This is a genomic window from Streptomyces phaeofaciens (genome assembly GCF_014648915.1).
In the GTDB taxonomy this organism is placed as follows: Bacteria; Actinomycetota; Actinomycetes; order Streptomycetales; family Streptomycetaceae; genus Streptomyces; species Streptomyces phaeofaciens.
On sequence record NZ_BMSA01000032.1, the window covers coordinates 26,168 to 48,587 of the forward strand.

25 protein-coding genes and 1 riboswitch are annotated in these 22,420 nt (G+C 72.2%); of the genes, 14 read left to right on the forward strand and 11 right to left on the reverse strand.

Annotation, left to right across the window (positions count from 1 at the left end; genetic code table 11):
* The first annotated feature begins 87 nt into the window (after positions 1-87).
* Both IE275_RS37750 and IE275_RS37755 read left to right on the forward strand, forming a co-directional pair.
* A complete protein-coding gene (locus IE275_RS37750; protein ID WP_189717190.1) occupies positions 88-1,041 on the forward strand; it encodes an ROK family glucokinase in 954 nt (317 codons plus the stop codon).
* Between the two features lie 128 nt (positions 1,042-1,169).
* Positions 1,170-1,913: an endonuclease/exonuclease/phosphatase family protein gene (locus IE275_RS37755; RefSeq protein WP_189717191.1), complete on the forward strand. Its 744-nt coding sequence runs from the start codon at positions 1,170-1,172 to the stop codon at positions 1,911-1,913.
* A gap of 39 nt (positions 1,914-1,952) precedes the next feature.
* Here the strand turns inward: IE275_RS37755 and IE275_RS37760 are convergent, their stop codons facing one another.
* The gene (locus tag IE275_RS37760) at positions 1,953-2,666 is read right to left on the reverse strand and encodes a hypothetical protein (protein WP_189717192.1); all 714 of its coding nucleotides are present in this window, start codon (positions 2,664-2,666) and stop codon (positions 1,953-1,955) included.
* Positions 2,659-3,438 carry an alpha/beta hydrolase gene (locus tag IE275_RS37765; RefSeq protein WP_189717193.1) on the reverse strand — a complete coding sequence of 260 codons (780 nt, stop codon included), beginning with the start codon at positions 3,436-3,438 and terminating at the stop codon, positions 2,659-2,661. The genes IE275_RS37760 and IE275_RS37765 overlap by 8 nt, the downstream gene beginning before the upstream one ends.
* Before the next feature lie 160 nt (positions 3,439-3,598).
* On the opposite strand from IE275_RS37765, the gene IE275_RS37770 reads away from it, so the two are divergent.
* The 5 genes from IE275_RS37770 to IE275_RS37790 all read left to right on the forward strand — a co-directional run bounded on the left by IE275_RS37770 (position 3,599) and on the right by IE275_RS37790 (position 8,433).
* Positions 3,599-4,357: a lysophospholipid acyltransferase family protein gene (locus tag IE275_RS37770; RefSeq protein WP_189717194.1), complete on the forward strand. Its 759-nt coding sequence runs from the start codon at positions 3,599-3,601 to the stop codon at positions 4,355-4,357.
* A 28-nt stretch (positions 4,358-4,385) separates the two neighbouring features.
* On the forward strand, positions 4,386-5,609 hold the full coding sequence (macS, locus tag IE275_RS37775) for a MacS family sensor histidine kinase (protein ID WP_189717195.1): 1,224 nt from the start codon (positions 4,386-4,388) through the stop codon (positions 5,607-5,609).
* On the forward strand, positions 5,606-6,283 hold the full coding sequence (locus IE275_RS37780) for a response regulator (protein ID WP_189717196.1): 678 nt from the start codon (positions 5,606-5,608) through the stop codon (positions 6,281-6,283). The genes macS and IE275_RS37780 overlap by 4 nt, the downstream gene beginning before the upstream one ends.
* A gap of 53 nt (positions 6,284-6,336) precedes the next feature.
* On the forward strand, positions 6,337-7,365 hold the full coding sequence (locus tag IE275_RS37785; RefSeq protein WP_189717197.1) for a 6-phosphofructokinase: 1,029 nt from the start codon (positions 6,337-6,339) through the stop codon (positions 7,363-7,365).
* A 72-nt stretch (positions 7,366-7,437) separates the two neighbouring features.
* A complete protein-coding gene (locus tag IE275_RS37790) occupies positions 7,438-8,433 on the forward strand; it encodes a 2-hydroxyacid dehydrogenase (RefSeq protein WP_189717198.1) in 996 nt (331 codons plus the stop codon).
* Here IE275_RS37790 and IE275_RS37795 read toward each other — a convergent pair.
* A complete protein-coding gene (locus IE275_RS37795) occupies positions 8,385-10,298 on the reverse strand; it encodes an anthranilate synthase family protein (RefSeq protein ID WP_189717199.1) in 1,914 nt (637 codons plus the stop codon). The genes IE275_RS37790 and IE275_RS37795 overlap by 49 nt on opposite strands.
* Positions 10,299-10,392: 94 nt before the next feature.
* A complete protein-coding gene (locus IE275_RS47320; protein WP_071528813.1) occupies positions 10,393-10,449 on the reverse strand; it encodes a trp operon leader peptide in 57 nt (18 codons plus the stop codon).
* A 96-nt stretch (positions 10,450-10,545) separates the two neighbouring features.
* Here IE275_RS47320 and IE275_RS37805 point away from each other — a divergent pair, with 96 nt between their 5' ends.
* Positions 10,546-11,898, forward strand: a complete 1,353-nt coding sequence (locus IE275_RS37805) for a class II 3-deoxy-7-phosphoheptulonate synthase (protein WP_189717200.1) — start codon at positions 10,546-10,548, stop codon at positions 11,896-11,898.
* A 161-nt stretch (positions 11,899-12,059) separates the two neighbouring features.
* The gene (locus tag IE275_RS37810; protein WP_189717201.1) at positions 12,060-12,293 is read left to right on the forward strand and encodes a (2Fe-2S)-binding protein; all 234 of its coding nucleotides are present in this window, start codon (positions 12,060-12,062) and stop codon (positions 12,291-12,293) included.
* 64 nt (positions 12,294-12,357) lie between these two features.
* Here the strand turns inward: IE275_RS37810 and bfr are convergent, their stop codons facing one another.
* Positions 12,358-12,837, reverse strand: a complete 480-nt coding sequence (gene bfr / locus IE275_RS37815; protein WP_189717202.1) for a bacterioferritin — start codon at positions 12,835-12,837, stop codon at positions 12,358-12,360.
* 175 nt (positions 12,838-13,012) lie between these two features.
* Here bfr and IE275_RS37820 point away from each other — a divergent pair, with 175 nt between their 5' ends.
* Positions 13,013-13,645: a sulfite oxidase-like oxidoreductase gene (locus tag IE275_RS37820; RefSeq protein WP_189717203.1), complete on the forward strand. Its 633-nt coding sequence runs from the start codon at positions 13,013-13,015 to the stop codon at positions 13,643-13,645.
* A 22-nt stretch (positions 13,646-13,667) separates the two neighbouring features.
* Here the strand turns inward: IE275_RS37820 and IE275_RS37825 are convergent, their stop codons facing one another.
* The 6 genes from IE275_RS37825 to thiO form a co-directional block, all read right to left on the reverse strand.
* The gene (locus IE275_RS37825; protein ID WP_189717204.1) at positions 13,668-14,174 is read right to left on the reverse strand and encodes a DUF4396 domain-containing protein; all 507 of its coding nucleotides are present in this window, start codon (positions 14,172-14,174) and stop codon (positions 13,668-13,670) included.
* Between the two features lie 76 nt (positions 14,175-14,250).
* A complete protein-coding gene (locus IE275_RS37830) occupies positions 14,251-15,129 on the reverse strand; it encodes a deoxyribonuclease IV (protein ID WP_189717205.1) in 879 nt (292 codons plus the stop codon).
* Positions 15,130-15,163: 34 nt separating this feature from the next.
* Entirely contained in the window at positions 15,164-17,104 is a 1,941-nt protein-coding gene (pknB, locus tag IE275_RS37835) for a Stk1 family PASTA domain-containing Ser/Thr kinase (protein ID WP_189717206.1), read from the reverse strand.
* A 132-nt stretch (positions 17,105-17,236) separates the two neighbouring features.
* Entirely contained in the window at positions 17,237-18,031 is a 795-nt protein-coding gene (locus IE275_RS37840; RefSeq protein WP_189717207.1) for a thiazole synthase, read from the reverse strand.
* 3 nt (positions 18,032-18,034) lie between these two features.
* Positions 18,035-18,259, reverse strand: a complete 225-nt coding sequence (gene thiS, locus IE275_RS37845) for a sulfur carrier protein ThiS (RefSeq protein ID WP_189717208.1) — start codon at positions 18,257-18,259, stop codon at positions 18,035-18,037.
* On the reverse strand, positions 18,256-19,422 hold the full coding sequence (thiO, locus tag IE275_RS37850) for a glycine oxidase ThiO (RefSeq protein ID WP_189717209.1): 1,167 nt from the start codon (positions 19,420-19,422) through the stop codon (positions 18,256-18,258). Before thiO ends, thiS begins: the two co-directional genes overlap by 4 nt.
* Positions 19,420-19,532: riboswitch (TPP riboswitch) on the reverse strand. Its footprint overlaps the gene before it by 3 nt.
* A gap of 52 nt (positions 19,533-19,584) precedes the next feature.
* Between thiO and IE275_RS37855 the strand changes: the two genes are divergently transcribed.
* The 4 genes from IE275_RS37855 to thiE all read left to right on the forward strand — a co-directional run bounded on the left by IE275_RS37855 (position 19,585) and on the right by thiE (position 22,393).
* On the forward strand, positions 19,585-19,935 hold the full coding sequence (locus tag IE275_RS37855; RefSeq protein ID WP_189717210.1) for an avidin-fold protein: 351 nt from the start codon (positions 19,585-19,587) through the stop codon (positions 19,933-19,935).
* 32 nt (positions 19,936-19,967) lie between these two features.
* Positions 19,968-21,209 (forward strand): NAD(P)/FAD-dependent oxidoreductase, encoded by a 1,242-nt coding sequence (locus IE275_RS37860; RefSeq protein WP_268255329.1) that lies wholly within the window; start codon positions 19,968-19,970, stop codon positions 21,207-21,209.
* Between the two features lie 97 nt (positions 21,210-21,306).
* Entirely contained in the window at positions 21,307-21,672 is a 366-nt protein-coding gene (locus IE275_RS37865) for an Rv2175c family DNA-binding protein (RefSeq protein ID WP_189717211.1), read from the forward strand.
* 73 nt (positions 21,673-21,745) lie between these two features.
* Positions 21,746-22,393 carry a thiamine phosphate synthase gene (thiE, locus tag IE275_RS37870; protein ID WP_189717212.1) on the forward strand — a complete coding sequence of 216 codons (648 nt, stop codon included), beginning with the start codon at positions 21,746-21,748 and terminating at the stop codon, positions 22,391-22,393.
* The last annotated feature ends 27 nt before the right edge of the window (positions 22,394-22,420 follow it).

Genomic DNA, 22,420 nt, shown 5'->3' on the forward strand with positions numbered 1-22,420 from the left:
GCCGCCCTCCGGGCGGACGACGGGAACCTGCGGCAGGTGCTCGGGTACGGTTGGCCGTAGCGGGGCTCGACCGAAACTGAGGGATTCATGGGACTCACCATCGGCGTCGACATCGGCGGCACGAAGATTGCGGCCGGCGTGGTCGACGAGGAAGGCAATATCCTCTCGACCTTCAAGGTGCCGACCCCGACCACGCCCGAGGCCATCGTGGACGCCATCGCCTCGGCGGTGGAGGGCGCGCGCGCCGGCCACGAGATCGTCGGCGTGGGCATCGGAGCGGCCGGTTACGTCAACCGGCAGCGTTCCACCGTCTACTTCGCACCCAACATCGACTGGCGCAACGAGCCGCTCAAGGAGAAGGTCGAGGCGCGCGTCGGCCTCCCGGTCGTCGTGGAGAACGACGCCAACGCCGCCGCCTGGGGCGAGTACAAGTTCGGCGCGGGCAAGGGCCACCGCAACGTCATCTGCATCACCCTCGGCACCGGCCTCGGCGGCGGCATCATCATCGGCAACAAGCTGCGCCGCGGCCACTTCGGCGTCGCCGCCGAGTTCGGCCACATCCGCATGGTGCCCGACGGCCTGCTGTGCGGCTGCGGCTCCCAGGGCTGCTGGGAGCAGTACGCCTCCGGCCGCGCCCTCGTGCGCTACGCCAAGCAGCGCGCCAACGCCACCCCCGAGCGCGCCGAGGCCCTGCTGGGCCTGGGCGACGGCACCCCGGACGGCATCGAGGGCAAGCACATCTCCATGGCCGCCCGCCAGGGCGACCCGGTCGCCGTCGACTCCTACCGTGAGCTGGCCCGCTGGGCCGGAGCGGGCCTCGCCGACCTCGCCTCCCTCTTCGACCCGTCCGCCTTCATCGTCGGCGGCGGCCTCTCCGACGAGGGGGACCTGGTCCTCGACCCGATCCGCAAGTCGTACAAGCGCTGGCTGGTCGGCGGCAACTGGCGCCCGGTGGCCGACGTGATCGCGGCCCAGCTGGGCAACAAGGCGGGCCTGGTCGGCGCGGCGGACCTCGCCCGGGAGCCCGACCCGGTCATGTAAGGGTCCCGCGGCGGGACGGGAACACATGCGCTGATCCGAGGGGCGCGGGGAAACGCGCGACAAGCCACGCACAACGGGCGGTCGCGCACAAGCCTCGCGCCCCCGCTCATGGGCGTACATTGATCCACATGACGCCGCTCCCCAACTCCCGCACCGAGCCCGACGGTTCGGCGGTCATCCGCGTCCTCGGCTACAACATCCGCTCGATGCGGGACGACACCGCCGCGCTCGCCCGCGTCCTCACCGCCTGCGCCCCGGACCTGGTCCTCGTCCAGGAGGCCCCGATCTTCTTCCGCTGGCGCAAGAAGCTGGCCCGCCTGGCCGCCGCCTCCGGCCTGGTGGTCCTCACCGGCGGCGGCACCGCCGCCGGCCCCGCGATCCTGTGCTCGCTGCGCGCCACCGTCGAACGCACCGAGGACGTACTGCTGCCGCTCACCCCCGGACAGCACCGGCGGGGCCTGGCCACCGCGGTCGTGCGCTTCGCCGGTGTCCGGTTCGGTGTCCTCAGCTGCCATCTGAGCCTGGAGCGCCGGGAGCGCCACGCGCAGGGCGGCATGCTGCTCGACCGGCTCGCCGGGATGGGGGTGGAGCACGCGATCGCGGGCGGCGACCTCAACGAGCGGCCCGACGGACCCACCTTCGCCCGCCTGGCCACCGGCCTCCAGGACTGCCGTACGGCCGCCCCCTGGGGTGCCGAGCACACCTTCCCGGCCACGGCGCCGGACCGCCGGATCGACGCGGTCTTCGCGACCAAGGGCGTGGAGGTGCTCGGCTGCGGGGTACCGGCCGGACTGCCCGGGGTCACCGAGAGCGACCTGAGGGCGGCCACGGACCACCTTCCGGTCCTGGCCGCCCTCAGAATTCCCGCCTGAACCACGCGTGGACCGCGCCTGAAGACGCCTGGACCGCGCCTAGACCACGGCTCCCCGCCCGGGGTCCCCGTCGTCCTCGTCGTCCGGCCGCATCCGCATCACCAGCGTGGCGAAGCCGCCGAGGAAGCCGCCGATGGAGATCGTGGTGAGCCACCAGGTCATGTCCCAGCCGAGCAGTATCGCGAGCAGCAGCAGGACCGGCCCGCCGATCACACCGAGCCAGGCGAACTTGGCGGTGGTGTCGGCGGCGGGCAGCGGGGGCGGCTCCGGCGGCACGAAGTGCCCCTCGTCATCGTCGTCGAAGTCCTCGTCGGACGGCTCGGGCGGCGTGTAGTCGCGCGGGCCGACGCCGGGCGCGAAGGAGATGGAGCTGCCCAGCGGTTTGGCCGGTTTCCTCTCCTCGACGGGTTCCTCGACGGGTGTCTCGCCCCTGTCCTCGCCCCGGTCCTCACGAGCTTCCTCGCCGGTGCCGGACTTCGTGCGGGATTCCTTGCCCGGCTCCGTGCCCGGCGCCCCGGACCCGTCGTCGTCGGCCGGGACCGGCGGCAGGGCCAGGTCCTCGATCGACCGGAAGGGCTTGGCGCCCGGCGGGTCCGGCGGCTCCTCGCCGTACCCCGCGACGATCGCCGCCCACGCGGCCGCCTCGTCGAAGGGGACGTTCTGCTCCTCCGGCTCGTGGCCCTCCCGGGCGTCCGGACCGTCCCGCTCGTCCCGGTTCTCCCGGTCCTCGCGGTCGGAGTCGTGCTCAGCCACCTACGGCCGTCCCTTCCTTGCCGACACTGGGCGCGATCCGGGCGATGAACGCGTAGCTCTCCTCGAAGATCCGGTCCGCATCGTGGTCCAACGTTGCCACGTGGTAGCTCTGTTCCAGCAGGATCTCGGTCACGTCCGCCGACGACACCCGGCTCAGGATCCGGGCCGAGTCGGCGGCCGGCACCACATGGTCCTGGGTGCTGCGCAGCAGCAGCAGCGGCTGGGTGACCTGCGGCAGCTCGCCGTCGACCTGCCGGAAGAGGACGCGCAGCGAGTGCGCCGCGTGCAGCGGCACCCGCTCGTACCCCGTCTCCAGGGCGCCCGCCTTGGCGATGTCGCTCACGATCCCCCGCGTCGACCTGACGAGATGGCGGGCCACCGGAAGGGCGTACGCGGACAGGCCGTGCACCTTGTTCGCCGGGTTGACGACGATCACGCCCTCGACCCCCGCGCCGTGCTTCGCGGCCAGCCGCAGCGCCAGGGTGCCGCCCATCGACAGCCCCGCCACGAACACCCGGGAGCAGCGGGCGCGCAGGGCGCGCAGCTCGCGGTCCACCTCCGCGTACCAGTCGGTCCAGCCGGTGACGGCCATGTCCTCCCAGCGGGTGCCGTGCCCCGGCAGCAGCGGCAGGGAGACGGTGAGCCCGCGCCCGGCCAGATACCGGGCCCACGGGCGCAGCGACTGGGGGGAACCGGTGAAGCCGTGACAGAGGAGGACACCGACCTCCCCGCCCTCGTGGCGGTACGGCTCGGCTCCAGGAAGGACCGGCACTTCGGTCTCCTGTCCGTGAGAAATGGGGGAACGCGTCCAGGGTCTGCTTCACCGTACGCGACGGCACTGACACCGACCAGGCCCGTCGGGCTCATCGGCGCCACTCCGGGTTAAGGTCTGATCTACACATACAGGAGGCACTCGGTTGTTGTACGGCGCGATGAAGGTCGCTATCGGAGGACCGCTGAAGGTCACCTTCAGACCCTGGGTGGAGGGGCTGGAGTACATCCCCGCCGAGGGCCCCGCGATCCTCGCGAGCAACCACCTGTCCTTCTCCGACTCGTTCTTCCTGCCCGCGATCCTGGACCGCAAGGTCACCTTCATCGCGAAGGCCGAGTACTTCACCACGCCCGGGGTGAAGGGCCGGCTCACGGCGGCCTTCTTCAAGGGCGTCGGCCAGCTCCCGGTGGACCGCTCCGGGGCGCGCGGCGCCGGTGAGGCCGCGATCAAGAGCGGGATAGACGTCCTGGAGCGCGGCGAGCTGTTCGGTATCTATCCGGAGGGCACACGTTCCCCGGACGGCCGCCTCTACCGCGGCAAGCCCGGCGGTCTCGCGCGGGTGGCCCTGGCCACCGGGGCGCCCGTGATCCCGGTCGCCATGATCGACACGGAGAAGATCCAGCCGCCGGGGAAGGTCCTGCCGAAGGTGATGCGGCCCGGCATCCGCATCGGCAAGCCGCTGGACTTCAGCCGCTACCAGGGCATGGACCACGACCGTTTCGTCCTGCGGGCGCTGACCGACGAGGTCATGTACGAGATCATGAAGCTCTCCGGGCAGGAGTACGTCGACATGTACGCGACCGCCGCCAAGCGGCAGATCGCGGAGGCGACGAAGGCCGAGAAGGAAGCCGGCAAGGCCGCGAAGGCGGCCCTCGCGCAGGCCGAGAAGGACCAGGCGAAGAAGGAACACGAGCAGTAGTCCGGGGGCGGGCGCGGCGGGGGGACGGATGGCCAGGCGCGAGAGAGTCATGAGGATGTCGGTCGAGCTGCCGCTGTGGCGCGCGCTCGCCGGCTACCGGGTGCTGACGATGCTGTACGCGGTGGGCCTGTCCGCCTTCGCCTGGGACGACTACGACCGGCCCGGCCTCGCCATCGGCTACTACGCCGTCCTGTTCGTCTGGACGCTCGCCACCCTGCCCCGGGTGCAGAGCGCGACGGCCTGCACCAAGCGCTTCCTCGCCGCCGACCTGGCCGTCGCGCTCGTCGGCATCGTCCTGACCCCGCTGGCCGTGAGCGACCAGCACATCCAGGACGGCGGGCCCACCCTGCCCTCGATATGGACGGCCGGTTCGGTCCTCGCGTTCGCCATCAAGGGCGGCTGGCGCTGGGCCGCGTTCGCCTCCACGCCCGTCGCCGTCGCCAACCTGGTCGAGCGCGGCCACCCGGCCCGCGACACCGTCCACAACGTGATCCTGGTCTGGGTCGCCTCCATCGCCATCGGGTACGTCGTCGAGGTCGCCCGCGCCTCCGAGCGCACCCTGGCCCGCGCCCTGGAGATCGAGGCCGCCACCCGGGAGCGGGAGCGGCTCGCCCGGGACATCCACGACGGTGTGCTCCAGGTGCTGGCGATGGTGCAGCGCCGGGGCGCGGTCCTCGGCGGCGAGGCGGCCGAGCTGGGCCGGATGGCCGGGGAGCAGGAGGTCGCGCTGCGCACCCTGGTCTCCGGCGGGCTGGTGCCGCTCTCCCGGGTGTCGGAGGACGCCGCCGAGGGGGCGCTGGTCCGCGCCGTCGAGGAACCGGACGACGACCCGGGCCACGGCCCCGTGGACCTGCGCCTCCTGCTGGCGCCGTTCGCCGCCGCCCGGGTCAGCCTCGCCGAACCGGGTGCCCCGGTGCCGCTGCCGCCCGCAGCCGCGCGGGAGCTGGCCGCGGCCGTCGGGGCCGCGCTGGACAACGTCCGCAGGCACGCCGGTGAGGACGCCCGCGCCTGGATCCTGGTCGAGGACGAGCCCGACACGGTGATCGTCACCGTGCGGGACGACGGGCCGGGCATCCCCGAGGGCCGGCTCGCGCAGGCCGAGGGCGAGGGGCGGCTGGGGGTGGCGCTCTCCATCCGGGGGCGGCTGCGCGATCTCGGCGGCAGCGCCGAACTGATCTCGGTCCCGGGGCAGGGCACGGAGGTCGAGCTGACAGTACCGAAGGTCTTGCGGGGGAAGGCGGAACAGCGATGAGTGAACAGCGGGATCCGATCAGGGTCATGGTGGTCGACGACCACCCCATGTGGCGCGACGCGGTCGCCCGGGACCTGGCCGAGTCCGGTTTCGACGTGGTCGCCACCGCCGGCGACGGCGAGCAGGCCGTGCGCCGGGCCAGGGCCGCCACGCCCGACGTCCTCGTGCTGGACCTGAACCTGCCCGCGAAGCCCGGCGTCCAGGTGTGCAAGGAGGTCGTCGGCGCGAATCCGGCGCTGCGGGTCCTGGTGCTGTCCGCGAGCGGTGAGCACGCCGATGTGCTGGAGGCGGTGAAGTCCGGGGCGACCGGCTATCTGCTGAAGTCGGCGTCCACGGAGGAGCTGCTGGACGCGGTGCGCCGCACGGCGGTCGGCGACCCGGTGTTCACTCCGGGCCTGGCCGGCCTGGTTCTCGGCGAGTACCGCCGGCTGGCGTCGGACCCGGGCCCGGCGGCCGGTGCCGACGAGCCGGACGCGCCCCGGCTGACGGACCGTGAGACCGAGGTGCTGCGCCTGGTCGCCAAGGGGCTGAGCTACAAGCAGATCGCGGAACGGCTGGTCATCTCCCACCGCACGGTGCAGAACCACGTCCAGAACACGCTGGGCAAGCTTCAGCTGCACAACCGGGTGGAGCTGGTCCGGTACGCCATAGAGCGCGGCCTCGACGACGAGTGAGACGCGCGCCACACTGACCCTTCGTCAGGCAACCGCGGCGAAGGGACTTTTCCATGCGCGTCGGAGTACTGACCGGGGGCGGCGACTGCCCCGGCCTCAACGCCGTCATCCGGGCCGTCGTCCGCAAGGGCGTCCAGGAGTACGGTCATGAGTTCGTCGGCTTCCGGGACGGCTGGCGGGGTCCGCTCGAAGGGCGTTCCGTCCGCCTCGACATCCCGGCCGTGCGCGGCATCCTGCCCCGCGGCGGCACGATCCTCGGCTCCTCGCGGACCAACCCCCTCAAGGAGGAGGACGGCGTCCGCCGGATCAAGGACACCCTCGCGCGCCAGGAGATCGGCGCGCTCGTCACGATCGGCGGCGAGGACACCCTCGGGGTCGCCGCCCGCCTCAGCGGCGAGTACGGCGTGCCCTGTGTCGGCGTGCCGAAGACGATCGACAACGACCTGTCCGCCACCGACTACACGTTCGGCTTCGACACCGCCGTCGGCATCGCCACGGAGGCCATCGACCGGCTGCACACCACCGCCGAGTCCCATATGCGGGTCCTGGTGGTCGAGGTGATGGGCCGTCACGCCGGCTGGATCGCCCTGCACTCGGGCCTGGCCGGCGGGGCCAATGTCATCCTCATCCCCGAGCAGCGCTTCGACATCGACCGGGTGTGCGGCTGGGTGACCTCCCGCTTCCGGGCCTCGTACGCGCCGATCGTGGTGGTCGCCGAGGGTGCCATGCCGAAGGACGGCGACCTGGTGCTCAAGGACGGTTCGCTGGACTCCTTCGGGCATGTCCGGCTCTCCGGTGTGGGGGAGTGGCTGGCCAAGGAGATCGAGCGGCGCACCGGGAAGGAGGCCCGCACCACCGTCCTCGGGCACGTCCAGCGCGGCGGCACCCCCAGCGCCTTCGACCGCTGGCTCGCCACCCGCTTCGGTCTGCACGCCGTCGACGCCGTCCACGAGGGAGACTTCGGCACGATGGTCGCCCTGCGCGGCACGGACATCGTGCGGGTGCCGATCGCGGAGGCGACCGCGCGGCTGAAGACCGTGGACCCGGGGCTGTACGCGGAGGTGGGCGTGTTCTTCGGGTGACCACCCGTGCGCGGGCCCGCCCCGTATAGTCGCCAAGACCGGACAAAACAACCCAATCCCCCGGAGAGCCCCGTGGAGATCCTCGCCTTCGGCGTCCAGGCCGACGAGAAGCCCCTGATCGAGCAGGGCTTCGCCGGACACCACGAGGTCCGCTGCCTCGACGTCTTCCTGAGCGAGGACACCGCGCCCATCGCGGCCGGCTACGAGGCCGTCTCCACCAGCGTCAACGCCGTCCTCGACAGCCGTGTCCTCCAGATCCTCGCGGACGGCGGGACCCGGATGATCGCCCAGCGCTCCACCGGCTTCAACAACATCGACCTGGACATGGCCGGGCGCCTCGGCCTCACGGTGGCCCGGGTGTCGTACTACTCGCCGTACTCGGTCGCCGAGTTCGCCTGGACCCTCGCCATGGCCGTCAACCGCAAGGTCGTCCGCGCCTCCATCCGCACCCGCGACTTCGACTTCCGGCTCGACGGGCTGATGGGCCGGGACATGCACGGGCGGACGGTCGGGGTGCTGGGCACCGGCAAGATCGGCGAGGCGTTCGCCCGGATCGCCCACGGCTTCGGCATGCGCCTGCTCGGCTGGGACATCGCCGAGAACCCCGCCTGCATGGAACTCGGCATGAAGTACGTCACCAAGGACCACCTCCTCGCCGAGGCCGACCTGGTCACCCTGCACGTGCCCCTGATGCCCGAGACCCTGCGTCTCCTCGACGCGCCCGCCCTCAGGACCATGAAGGACGACGCGATCCTGGTGAACTCCAGCCGCGGCGGCCTGATCGACACCGCGGCCCTCGTCGCCGAACTGCGCGAGGGCCGCTTCACGGGCGTCGGCCTCGACGTCTACGAGGCGGAGGCGGGCCTGTTCTACGTCGACCGGTCCCTGGAGGCCGTCGACGACGACACCCTGGCCCGCCTCGTCACCTTCCCGAACGTCCTGGTCACCTCCCACCAGGCGTACTACACCGAGGACGCCGTCGGCCAGATCATCGACGCCACCGTGAAGAACGTCCTCGACTACACGGCCGGCCGCCGCTCGGAGAACGTGCTCGTGCCGCGCACCTGACCCACCAGCTCCCGCACCACCGACGCCCCGTTCAGCGTCAGCACCGACTCCGGATGGAACTGCACCCCGGCGAACCCCGGTCCCCGCAGCGCGTGCACCTCCCCGTTCGCCGCCCGGCTCACCTCCACGCCGTGCGCCGCCAGCTCGGCCGCCGCCTCGTCGTCGCACCGCGCCACGAAACTGTTGTAGAACCCGACGGTCTCCGCCCGCCCGAACAGGTCAACGACCGTCTGCGCCCCCTGGTACGGCACCTCCTTGCGGACGATGTCCAGCCCCAGCTCCGCCGCGATCAGCTCGTGCCCGAGGCAGACGCCGAGGACACCGTGCCGGTGCTCCCGGATCACCCGGGCGGCCAGCTCCCGCAGGAACCGCATCTTCGGGTCGGCGAGATCACCGGGGTCGCCGGGGCCGGGGCCCAGCACGACCGGCCCCTCGTGCGCGAGCACCGCCGCCCGCAGCCCCGGCTCGTCGTAGCGCCGGACGCTCACCTCCAGGCCGCTCGACCGCAGCATGTGCGCGAGCATCGCCGTGAAGGTGTCCTCGCCGTCGACGACCAGCGCATGCCCCTCGTGCCCCTCGTGCCCATCCAGGATGTTGGTCCGCTCCTGCATCCGCAGCCAGAACGGCGCCAGCGACGCCCGCCGCCCGTCCAGCGCGGCCCGCACCCGGGGATCGTCGGCCAGCCGGGGCCCGGTGTGCTCCGCCCGGGGCCGGCCCGGCCGTACGCCCAGCGCCGCCAGCACACCGGCCGCCTTCGCATGGGTCTCCGCCACCTCGCCCGCCGGGTCCGACCCCCGCACCAGCGTGGCGCCCACCGGCACCCGCAGCCGGCCCGCCGTGTCGATGTCGGCGGTCCGGATGAGGATGGGGGAGTCCAGGGTCTGGGCGCCGCCGGAGTCGCGACCGAGAAGGGCGAGCGCGCCCGCGTAGTAGCCGCGTCCCACACCGTCCCGCCCGAGGGGCTCGTACCGCTCGATGACCCGGCACGCGTTCTGCACCGGCGATCCGGTCACCGTGGCGGCGAACATGGTCTCCCTCAGCACCTCCCGCACATCCAGCGAGGACTGCCCGCGCAGCTCGTACTCGGTGTGCGCGAGGTGGGCCATCTCCTTCAGCCGGGGCCCGATCACCACCCCGCCCATGTCACCGACCGTGCACATCATCTTGAGCTCCTCGTCGACGACCATCGACAGCTCCTCGATCTCCTTGCCGTCCGCGAGGAAGCCGAGCAGATGCTCCGGGGTGGGGCCTTCGGCCGGATAGCGGTACGTCCCGCTGATCGGGTTCATCACGACCGTCCCGCCCGACATCCGCACATGCACCTCGGGGCTGGCGCCGACCAGCGTCCTGTCCCCCGTGTGCACGACAAAGGTCCAGTACGCGCCCCGCTCGCCCTCGAGGAGCCGCCGGAAGAGCGCGAGGGCGTCCTTGCGGGAGAACCCGGGGATCTCTCCCTCGTACGTCCGCCGGATGACGAAGTTCGCGCCCTCGCCCCGGCCGATCTCGTCCCGCAGCACCCGGCCGACGATCTCCCCGTACTCCTCGTCGGCGACGTCGAAGCCGCCGCCCTCGACGCGCACCTCGTGCGCGGGGAGCTGCGCCAGCGCCGTCGCGAGCGGGATCTCGTACCGCTCCTCGGGCGTGAGCACGCTGAGCGGGGTGCCGTCGTCGCGGACGTCGAAGCCGCGCTCGCGGATCTGCCGGAAGGGGACGAGCGCGAGGCACTCGTCGGGCAGCTCGGCGAGGCGGTCGTGGGTGGTGACCGGCCCGAGGAGGAGTTCCACCGTGTTCCCGTCGTGGCCGGGGCCGCGGCGGCGGAGCAGGGCGAAGGGGCGGGGATCGTCGAGGAGGTCGAGCAGCTGCATGGGTCCGTCTTCCTTCGTGGATGGGAGGAACGGACCCGGAAAACACCGAAGGCCGCCCCTCGGGCGGCCTTCGCGAAGTCGTGCGTACGCGCAGTCAGTGGGCCGCCGGATGAGCGGTCCACCACCAGTTCTGGGTCGAATGCGCGAACATGCGACGCACCCTACCCCACGCGCACCTGAGCGGGAGTGCGTCTCACCTGTCGAGCCGTGGGCGGACGACGCGACACGACCCCGTAATGTTGAGTGCGTGACCGTGAACGCTAAGACCGGCCCGAGCGCCGGCAACACCTGGCGAGACCTGCCCGCGGCGCAGCAGCCCGAGTACCCCGACACCGAGGCTCTGCGCGCAGTCGTTGCGGAGCTGGAGTCGTATCCGCCGCTCGTCTTCGCGGGCGAGTGCGACCAGCTGCGCGCCCGGATGGCGGCTGTCGCCAAGGGAGAGGCGTTCCTCCTCCAGGGCGGCGACTGCGCCGAGGCCTTCGACGCGGTGTCGGCCGACCACATCCGCAACAAGCTCAAGACCCTGCTCCAGATGGGCGCCGTGCTGACGTACGCCGCGTCCGTGCCCGTGGTGAAGGTGGGCCGGATCGCCGGCCAGTACTCCAAGCCGCGCTCCAAGGGGACCGAGACCCGCGACGGCGTGACCCTGCCGACGTACCGGGGCGACTCGGTCAACGGGTTCGACTTCGACGAGAAGTCCCGGATCCCGGACCCGCAGCGCCTGAAGCGCATGTACCACGCCTCGGCCTCCACGCTGAACCTGGTCCGCGCCTTCACCACCGGCGGCTACGCCGACCTGCGCCAGGTGCACGCCTGGAACCAGGACTTCGTGAAGTCGTCCCCCTCCGGCCAGCGCTACGAGCAGCTGGCGCGCGAGATCGACAACGCGCTGAACTTCATGCGGGCCTGCGGGACCGACCCGGAGGAGTTCAAGACCGTCGAGTTCTTCTCCTCGCACGAGGCGCTGCTGCTCGACTACGAGGCGGCGCTGACCCGCGTGGACTCCCGCACCGGCCAGCTGTACGACGTCTCCGGCCACATGGTGTGGATCGGTGAGCGCACCCGGCAGCTGGACCACGCCCACATCGAGTTCGCCTCGCGGATCCGTAACCCGATCGGCATCAAGCTCGGCCCGACGACCACGGCCGAGGAGGCGCTCCAGTACATCGAGCGCCTCGACCCCGACCGTGAGCCCGGCCGGCTGACCTTCATCGTCCGGATGGGCGCCGACAAGGTCCGCGACAAGCTGCCGGAGCTGGTGGAGAAGGTCACCGCCTCGGGCGCGACCGTCGCCTGGGTCACCGACCCGATGCACGGCAACACCTTCGAGGCGGCCTCGGGCCACAAGACCCGCCGCTTCGACGACGTCCTCGACGAGGTCAAGGGATTCTTCGAGGTCCACAAGGCCCTCGGCACCCACCCCGGCGGCATCCACGTCGAGCTGACCGGTGACGATGTCACCGAGTGCGTGGGCGGCGGCGACGAGATCTTCGTCGACGACCTCCACCAGCGCTACGAGACGGCCTGCGACCCGCGGCTGAACCGCAGCCAGTCCCTCGACCTGGCGTTCCTCGTCGCGGAGATGTACCGGGACCAGTAAGGGGCCCGACAGGGTCGCACCTGTCACCGGACCACGGAGTGGGGCGCGGATCACATACGATCCGCGCCCCACTCCACTTTTACGGTTCCTATGAGCCGGGTAAGGTTAGGTTAGCCTCACCGATCAAGCGGGACGGCAACAGATATCGATCCCGGCGGGAGGTGGACCGCGTGTACGTGTGCAGTTGTTTCGGTGTCACCGAGAAGCAGGTCAAGCAGCACGCGGAGAACGGCGCCTGCACTCCCCGCCAGATAGCCTCCGCCTGCAAGGCCGGCACGGACTGCGGGTCCTGTGTACGCCGGATCCAGGCGATCCTCGGCCGGGGCGCGTGCCCGCGCCGGGAGCTGGCCGACCAGGGCCAGCCCGTTCTCTCGGAACTGGAAGAGGCGGCTTAGCCCCTCTGTTCCCGGCCGCCGTTCTGGGCCGTGGTTCTGGGCCGGCGTTCCCGGCCGTCCGGTCCTAGCTCTCCGGCTGCTCGATGAGCTGGGCGATGTAGAGGGCCTCGCCGAGCTTCTCCACCAGCTCCAGCTGGGTGTCGAGGTAGTCGATGTGGTGCTCCTCGTCCTCGAGGATCGACTCGAAGATGTTCGCGGACGTGATGTCGCCCTTCTCGCGCATCACCTTGATCCCGCGCTTGAGGCGGTCGATCGCCTCCACCTCGATCTGGCGGTCCGCCTCGAACATCTCCTTGACGGTCTGGCCCACGCGCACGTGGAAGAGCCGCTGGTAGTTCGGCAGCCCGTCCAGGAACAGGATCCGGTCGGTGAGCACCTCCGCGTGCTTCATCTCGTCGAACGACTCGTGCCGCGTGTACTTCGCCAGCTTCGTCCAGCCGAAGTTGTCCTGCATCTTGGCGTGGAGGAAGTACTGGTTGATCGCGGTGAGCTCGCCGGTGAGCTGCTCGTTGAGGAATTCGATGACCTCGGGGTCGCCCTGCATCGCAGAGGCTCCTTCCACGTGGGGAATTCGGGAGGTTGCCGCCGCATGATTTCACCGGTGCCGAAGATCGTCCAGTAAGTGCGTACTTAGTAAGTTAGTCCATACTTAGTAGTAGTTGCCCGATTCCGGATATGGCTGGTCATGTGCACCGCTCCGGGTCTGTCAGGATGGAGCCATGGGTCAGCCGGTGGAGCGCACAACGGGAGAAGCAGCAGCGTCAGAGCTTCCGCCGGGACAGCGCCTCCAGCGAGGCTGGCCGGTCACCCACTACGGTCCGGTGCCCAAGTTCCGGCCGGAACGCTGGGAGTTCAGGGTCTTCGGCGCCACCGCCGACGGTGACAAGCGCTGTTGGAATCATGAGGAGTTCACCGCCCTGCCGTACACCACGGTCGTGGCCGATCTGCACTGCGTGACGAAGTTCAGCATGCTCGGCGCGGAGTGGGGCGGGGTTCCGGCCCGTACGGTTCTGGACATCGCCCCGCCCGCCGCCGACGTCACCCATGTGATGGTGTGGGCGGAGTACGGCTTCAGCTCCAATCTGCGCCTCGCGGACTTCGCCTCCGAGCGCACGATTTTCGCCACCCACAAGGACGGCGAACTGCTCACCGCCGAACACGGCTTCCCGGTGCGTCTGGTCGTCCCCCACCTCTACGCCTGGAAAGGGCCCAAGTGGGTCCGCGGCGTCGAGTACATGACCGACGACCGCCGCGGTTTCTGGGAGGAGCGCGGCTACCACAACGTCGGCGACCCCTGGAAGGAACAGCGGTACTCCTACCAGGAAGAGCCCGGGGACGGCCCCGAGCTCTGAGCGTTCCTGGTGTGCGCGCCGGTCAGTGGTGGTACTGGTGCACCACCGCGTGGCCCCTGCCGCGGCCGATCATCCACTTGTTGACCGGCGTGGTGAGGACGAAGGCGACGGCCAGCGAGATCGCCAGCGCGCCCCAGAACAGCGCGTCGCCCAGCCCCGCGTCCATCGCCCCCGGCCACAGCACGATCACGCCGTTGTCGACCAGTTCCATCACGGCGATCGACAGGGTGTCCGCGGCCAGCGCCACCCGCACCGCCGCCCGCAGGCCGACGCCCGCCTTCAGGACGCCGCGCAGGGTGAGCGCGTAACCGAAGAAGAAGGCGAGGGCGACGGCCAGGACCAGTGTGGCCGTGTTGCCCCAGCCCAGGGCGGTGCCGACGACCATGCCGAGCACCTCGCCGATGGCGCAGCCGGTGAGGCAGTGGAGGGTCGCCCGTACGGCCGTGGCCCAGCCGTTCGCCGACGCCGTTCCCGGGTCGTGGTGCTGGTGCTGGTGGTGAGCGTGTGTGTCGTGCGCCTCGTGCTGCATGCGTGCCCCCAATGCCAGGTGACGGTTCCTGCGCTCAGCAGGAACCGTATACCCCCCAGGGGTATTCCCGTGCGGGTTACGCGTCGCGGAGTTTCTTCAGCCGCTCCACGTCCGCCGCATGGCCCTCCTTGCCGCCGGGCGTCTCGATGATCAGCGGTACGCCCGCGGTCGCCGGGTGCGTCATCAGCGCACGGAACGGGTCCTCGCCGATGTGACCGGCGCCGATGTTCTCGTGCCGGTCCTTGTGGGCGCCCACCACGTCCTTGGAGTCGTTGGCGTGGATCAGCTTCAGCCGGCCCTCGCCGACCGTGTCCACCAGCAGGTCGAGGGTCTCGTGCATGCCCGACGGGCCGGTCAGGTCGTGCCCGGCCGCGAAGATGTGACAGGTGTCGAGACAGACGCCGAGCTTCGGATGGGCGTCCAGCGCCTCGAAGTACGGCCCGAAGTCCCAGGTGCGGGAGCAGAGCGAGGAGCCCTGGCCGGCGGTCGACTCCAGGAGCAGGAACGGATCGTCGTCATGGGTCAGCTCGTCCAGCAGCGGCAGCAGATACTCCCGGACCTGCTTCAGCGCCACCGACCGCTCCCGCCCGCCCGTCGCGCTCCCCGTGTGCACGACCACGCCCAGCGCGCCGATCTCCCGCCCCCGGCGCAGCGAGTGCCGCAGCGACTCCACCGACCGCTCCACCGTGGCCTCGGTGTGCGACCCGAAGTTGATCAGATAGGGCGCGTGCACGTACGCCGGGATCGTCCGCTCCGCGCAGGCCGCCCGGAACGCCTCGTCCTGCGCCGGGTTGCCCACCGGGGTGGCCCAGCCGCGCGGGTTGGCGACGAAGACCTGGACCGTCTCGGCCTTCAGATCCTGGGCGTACGTCAGCCCGACGGAGTGCAGACCACCGGCCACCGGGACATGGCCGCCGACGGGATTGCGGGAGGGGAAGGGGCGCTCGGGACTCACCCGCTCAGGGTGTCATGCCCCGGCGCCCGCCCCGTCACCGGATGGTGATCGTGATCGTCGACCCCTTGGGCACCGACTCGCCGGCCGCCGCGGACTGGCTCTTGACGGTGTCGCCGAACAGGCCGAGCAGCCCGCGGTCCTCGTCCACCGAGAAGCCGGCCGCCTCCAGCTCCGCAGTCGCGTCGTCCACGCTGTCCCCGACCACGTCCGGGACCTCGACCAGCTCCGGGCCCTTGGACAGCGTCAGCGTCACCGTGTCGCCCTCGCCGAGCTGTGCGCCCTCCTGCGGCGACTGGGCCGCGACCTGCCCCTTGTCGAACTCGGAGTTGATCTCCTTGGACGCGACCTCGACCTGGAAGCCGGCCTCCTCCAGCTCCGCCCGCGCGTCGTCCAGGTCGTCGCCGGTGACGTCCGGGACGTCCAGCGCGGGGCCCTTGCTGACCACGAGGGCGACCGCCGAGCCCGCGCGCCGCTCGGTGCCCGCCTCGGGCCCGGAGCTGATCACGAAGCCCTTGAGGACGTCGTCGCTGAACTCCTTGGTGACCAGCCCGGGCTGTAGGCCGTCCGCCTTCAGCCGCTCCTTGGCCTTGTCCAGCCGGGTGCCCTTCAGGTCGGGCACCTTCACCGTCTGAGGGCCGTCCGAGACGACCAGGGTCACCGAGTCGTTCTTGCGGATCCGGGCACCGGGCTCGGGGTCCGTCTCGATGACCGTGCCGCGCTTCACGGTGTCGCTGTACCGGTGCTCGACCGAGCCGACCTCCAGCCCGGCCGCCTCCAGCCGCTGCTCCGCCCGCTGCTGGGTCTGGGTGAGCACCGCCGGGACCTTGGTGAACTGGCCGGAATTGATGTACCAGACGCCGGCGCCCACACCGAACACCAGCAGGAGGGCGGCGACCAGCGCGACCACCCCGCGCCCGGGGCGGAACGGACCGCGCCGGGGCGGCGGGGGCGGAGGGCTCCGGAAGCGGGAGGTGCGGTTCATCGCGCCCTCGCCGCCGTCGGGCTCGTCCTCGTTCACCGGCAGGGGCCGCGGCACGGTCAGCGAGCGCGGGATGACGCTCGTACGGTCCTCGGTGGCGTCGTGCTCCGCGGAGCGGGCCTGCGGCGGCAGCGCGTCCAGCTGCTCCTCGGTGAGCGCGGCGCGGGCCTCCCGCACCTGCCCGAGCAGCGCCACCGCGTCGTGCGGGCGGACGGCCGGCGTGCGGGCGGTGGCCGAGGCCACGACCTGGTCCAGCTCGTACGCCAGACCGGGCACGATCGACGACGGCGCCGGCACGTCCTCGTGGAGATGCTTGTAGAGCACGATCGCGGGGGAGTCGCCGTCGTGCGGCTTCTCTCCGGTGAGCATCTCGTAGAACACGACACCGCACGCGTACACGTCGACCCGGGCGTCGGCCGTGCCGGGCGTCTCGATCTGCTCGGGCGCGAGATACGCGACGGTCCCGAGGACGGCCCCGGTCGTGCTGGTCACCGTGTCCACGGACCGGACCAGCCCGAAGTCGGCGACCTTGACCCGGCCGTCGTCCCCTATCAGCACGTTCTCCGGCTTCATGTCCCGGTGCACGAACCCGGCCCGGTGCGCGGCGCCGAGCGCGGCCAGCACGGGCTCCAGGATGTCGAGCGCGGCCCGCGGCTGGAGCGCCCCGCGATCGCGCAGGACGTCACGCAGCGTGCAGCCGGCGATGTACTCCATGGCCAGGTACACGTACGACCTGTCGGTGCCCTGGTCGAAGACCTGCACGACGTTGGGGTGCGCGAGGCGGGCGACGGACTTGGCCTCGCGGATGAACCGCTCGACGAAGGTGCCGTCGGCGGCGAGGCCCGGATGCATCACCTTGAGCGCGAGCACACGGTCGAGGCGGGTGTCCACGGCCCGATAGACCGTGGCCATCCCGCCGACCGCGATCCGCGCGTCGACGCGATACCGACCGTCGAGCACCTGCCCGACCAGAGGGTCATGAAGGGTCGTGTCCACGCAGCGAGTCTACGAGCCACCACCGACACACCCCCCGCTCCCACCCCATCGGAGCAGGACTGAAGCCGAGCTGTGACGCGGGCACGGCACAGTCCGGCGCGGGACCGGGGGAGGGGCGGGGCCGGGCCGGGGTCAGAAGGCCGGGCGTTCCGGGTCCAGGGCGGCCAGGCCCTCCTCGGGGGACGACGCCCGCGCGAACCAGCGGCGGGGGATCCGGCCCGCCAGACGGGCCAGCCGCCCCGCCTCGACCCCGGCCCGCATGGCCAGCGCCATCCGCACGGGATCCTGGGCCCGGGTCACCGCCGAGGCCAGCATCACCCCCGCACACCCCAGCTCCATCGCCAGCGCCACGTCCGACGCCGTACCGGCCCCCGCGTCCAGGATCACCGGCACGCGCGCGTGCTCGACGATCAGCTCGAAGTTGTGCGGGTTGCGGATCCCCAGCCCGGACCCGATCGGGGAGCCCAGCGGCATCACCGCCGCACAGCCCACGTCCTCCAGCTTCCGGGCCAGCACCGGGTCGTCGTTCGTGTACGGCAGCACCGTGAACCCGTCGTCCACCAGCGTCTCCGCCGCCTCCAGCAGCTCCACCGGATCCGGCAGCAGGGTCCGCTCGTCGGCGATGACCTCCAGCTTCACCAGGGAGGTCCCGAGCGCCTCCCGCGCCAGCCGCGCCGTCAGCACCGCCTCCCCGGCCGTGAAGCATCCCGCCGTGTTCGGCAGCACCCGGACGCCGAGCCGTTCGAGGACCGACAGCACCGAACCGTGCACCTCGGGGTTCACGCGCCGCATCGCGACCGTCGTCAGCTCGGTCCCGGACGCGACCAGCGCCCGCTCCAGCACGTCCAGGCTCGGCGCGCCCCCGGTGCCCATGATCAGCCGGGAGGAGAACGTCGTGCCCCCGAGCAGGAAGGGATCGTCCGCCATGGCTCAGCCCCCCTGGACCGCGGTGAGGACTTCCACCCGGTCGCCGTCGGAAAGCGCCGTGGCGGACCACCGCGCGCGCGGGACGACGGTCTCGTTGAGCGCGGCGGCCACCCCGGAGGGGGCCGGCGTCAGGGACCGTACGACGCTGTCGAGCGCCGTGCCGGAAGCGACCTCGCGCCGCTCCCCGTTGACCGAGATGGTGACCGAGCCGGTGACCGGGACGCTCATGCGGGCTGCTCCAGGAGTGCGGCGGCGCGAAAGCGCCGGGGCGTGAAGGGACGGGCCTCGGCGGGGAGTTCGCCGGTGGTGAGGGCGTGCGCCAGCGCGTCGCCGGTCACCGGTGTCAGCAGGACACCGTTGCGGTAGTGGCCGGTCGCCAGGAGCAGACCGTCCAGCTCCGTCGGCCCGAGCAGCGGCGCGTTGTCCGGGGAGCCGGGACGCAGTCCCGCGCGGGTCTCCGTCAGCGGCAGTTCGGTGATCCCGGGGACCAGTTCGTGCGCGTCGCGCAGCAGTTCGTACACGCCGCCCGCAGTTACCGTCGTGTCCCAGCCCAGCTCCTCACTGGTCGCGCCGACGACCAGCTCGCCGTTCTCGCGCGGCACCAGGTAGACCTGGCTGCCCCGCACCACGGCCCGCACGGTGCGGTGCAGGAACGGCGCGTACCGCGGCGGCACGGTCAGTCGCAGCACCTGCCCCTTCACCGGCCGCACGGGCGGCAGGACATGCTCCGGGACGCCCGCGAGCCGCCCGCTCAGGCTGCCGCCCGCCAGCACCACCTGCCCGGCCGCCAGCGCCGTGCCGTCGCCCGTGACCACGCCCGAGGCCCGCCCGCCGGTGACGGACAGCCGCTCGGCCCACGCGCGGTGGAAGACCACCCCCGCCCGCTCGCAGGCGGCGACCAGCGCCGCGGAGAGCCGCCGCGGATCGATCTGGTGGTCGCCGTCCACCCGGAGCCCGCCGCGCACGCACGGCGCGAGCATCGGCTCGAGCCGTCGGCACTCCCGCCCCGACAGCCAGTGCGACTCCAGCCCCGACCGCGCCTGGAGCGCGTGCAGTTCGCGCAGGTGCGCCCGGTCGTCGGTGTCCAGCGCGACCGCGAGCGTGCCGCACCGGCGGTAGCCGAGGTCGTGGCCGGTCAGCTCGGTCAGCTCCGCCACGAAGTCCGGGTAGCGGCGTGCCGAGGCCAGGTTGAGGCCGAGCAGCGTCTGCTCGCCGTGGTGCAGTTCCGTGACGGCGGCCAGCATCCCGGCCGCCACCTGGGCGGCCCCGCCGCCCGGTTCGGGGTCCACGACCGCCGTGACGCAGCCGCGCTGCGCGGCCCGCCAGGCCGTGACGAGACCGATGATCCCGCCCCCCACGACGAGGACGTCTGCTGTTGGTGTACGCGACATGGGCGTCCAGCCCCTCCCTTCGCCGGCATGACCCGGATCAGGTTCGTACGGTCGGAGGCCGGCCAGCCTCCCTCTCAGCCCGGTCCGTCCGGGCTCCCGCGAGTGCTCTACGTTGGCCACCCTAGCCGGACGCCGTATGTCTCAGTAAGGGAGCCTCCGCCCGTGCCCAGCTCGCTCGACGGTCTCGTCCTCGCCCCGGTCGCCGACCAGGCCCCCGGCCAGGTCGGCACCCGCACCCGCTTCACGTACCACGAGCGGGAGGGGGTGGTCTGGGCCGACTACGCGGGCGGCGACGTCGTACGCGGGCATCTGGTGGGTACCCGGGAGGGGAACCGGCTGGACTTCCGGTACGTGCAGCTCAAGCGGGACGGGTCCACGTCCTCGGGGCACTGCGTGTCGACGGTCGTGGAGCTGCCGGACGGGCGGCTGCGACTGGAGGAGACGTGGGCATGGGAGTCCCAGGCGGGCACCGGCACGAGCGTGGTGGAGCAGGTCACCGAGCACGACGGCTGACTGACGATCCGTCAGTTGTCTATGGTGATCAGGTGAGCGAGCAGAAGCGGGACGAGGACAGGGCGGCGGGGCGGCGTGTGGTCGTGGCCGGCGCGGGCATGGCCGGGGTGCAGACCGCGGTCGCCCTGCGCGAGCGGGGATTCGACGGCACGGTGACCCTGATCGGCGCCGAACCCCACCAGCCCTACGACCGGCCCCCGCTCTCCAAGGCCGTGCTGCTCGGCAAGGCCGAGGGCTCCGCCTTCGACGTCGACTTCGAGGGCCTCGGCATCGAGCTGGTCCTCGGCCGCGAGGTCGTCGGCCTGCGCCCCGCCGACCACGAACTGGACACCGAGTCCGGCCCCGTCCCCTACGACGTCCTCGTCGTCGCCACCGGCGCCGAACCGATCCGGCTGCCCGGCGCCGAGGGCGTGCCCGGGGTCCATCTGCTGCGCACCCTGGACGACGCGGAGCGGCTGCGGCCGGTCCTCGCCCGGCAGCACGACGTCGTGGTCGTCGGCGCCGGCTGGATCGGCGCGGAGTTCGCCACCGCCGCGCGCGAGGCCGGCTGCGCGGTCACCGTCGTCGAGGCCGCCGACCGGCCGCTCGCCGGCGCCCTGCCCGCCGAGGTCGCCGCCCCCATGACCGCCTGGTACGCCGACAGCGGCGCCGTGCTGCGCACCCACGCGCGCGTGGCCCGGGTCGAGCCCGGATCGGTCGTCCTGGACGACGGCTCGCGGCTGCCCGCGGGCGCCGTGGTGGTCGGCATCGGGGCCCGCCCCGCCACCGGCTGGCTGGCCGGCTCCGGCGTCGAGCTCGGCGCGCACGGAGAGGTGGTCGCCGACGCCTCCCTGCGCACCTCGGTGCCGGACGTGTACGCGGTCGGCGACTGCGCCTCCTTCCCCTCGGGGCGGTACGGCGAGCGCCTTCTCGTCCATCACTGGGACAACGCCCTCCAGGGCCCGCGCACGGTCGCCGCGAACATCCTGGGTGCCACCACCGGCACGCCCCCGGCGGTCTACGACCCGGTTCCGTACTTCTGGTCCGAGCAGTTCGGCCGCTTCGTCCAGTACGCCGGCCACCACGCCGCCGCCGACACCGTCCTGTGGCGGGGCGACCCGGCGGGTCCGGCCTGGACGGTCTGCTGGCTGCGCGGCGACCGCCTGGTCGCCCTGCTGGCCGTCGGCCGCCCGCGCGACCTCGCCCAGGGCAGGCGTCTGATCGAGTCGGCCACCCGGATGGACCCCCGGCTCCTCACGGACCCGGCCAGACCGCTGAAGGCGGCGACGGTCTAGGGGGTGTCCCGGCCGTGTCCGGGGAACGGGCCAGCGGAGCGGCCCGCGGGGGGTGGCCCGGCTTCCGGCTGTCGGTGGCAGATGGCAGGCTTGTCCTGTGACCGAGATTGACGCAAAGACCGATGCTCTCGTCCCCGCCTGGCTCACCCTGCCGGACATCGCGGAGATGCTCGACGTGGACGTGACCCGCGTCCGGCAGCTGGTCAAGGAGGGCCAGATCATCGCCGTACGCCGTGGTGAGAACCGCGCGCTGCACGTTCCCGCCGCCTTCATCGACGAGGACAAGGTGGTCAAGGGCCTCACCGGGACCCTGACCCTCCTGCGGGACGACGGCTTCACGGACGAAGAGATGCTGGAGTGGCTCTTCACCCCCGACCCGAGCCTGCCCGGTACGCCCGCGCAGGCCCTGAGCGAGAATCGCGGCACGGAGGTGAAGCGCCGGGCCCAGGCGCTCGCCGTCTGACCCGCAGATTCGACCAGTGATCCGGCGTGCGGGGGCTCGTTCCCGCACGCCACCGCCCCGGGGGGACACCCGCATGCCCGACACCGCCCGCGCCCGCCTCGCCGACGCCCGGCTCTACCTCTGCACGGACGCCCGCACCCGCCAGGGCGACCTGCCGGAATTCCTGGACGCGGTCCTCGCGGCCGGTGTCGACATCGTGCAGCTGCGGGACAAGGGCATGGAGGCGGCCGAGGAGCTGGAGCACCTGAAGGTGTTCGCCGACGCCTGCGCCCGGCACGGCCGGCTGCTCGCGGTCAACGACCGCGCGGACGTCGCCCATGCCGCCGGCGCCGGCGTGCTCCACCTCGGCCAGGGCGACCTGCCGGTCCCCGCGGCCCGCGCCGTCCTCGGCGACGATGTCCTGATAGGGCGCTCCACGCACGCCGAGGCGGAGGTGGAGGCCGCCGCCGTCCAGGAGGGCGTGGACTACTTCTGCACCGGCCCCTGCTGGCCCACCCCCACCAAGCCCGGCCGGCACGCCCCGGGCCTCGGCCTGGTCCGCCACACGGCCTCCCTCGGCACCGACCGCCCCTGGTTCGCCATCGGCGGCATCGACCTCGGCAACCTCGACGAGGTGCTGGAGGCCGGCGCCCGCCGGGTGGTGGTCGTCCGGGCGATCACGGAGGCGGACGACCCCGGAGCGGCCACCGCCGAGTTCGCCGGGCGGCTGCGGAAGGCGTAGGCGTCGTCGCCGGCCGGGGGCCGGTTT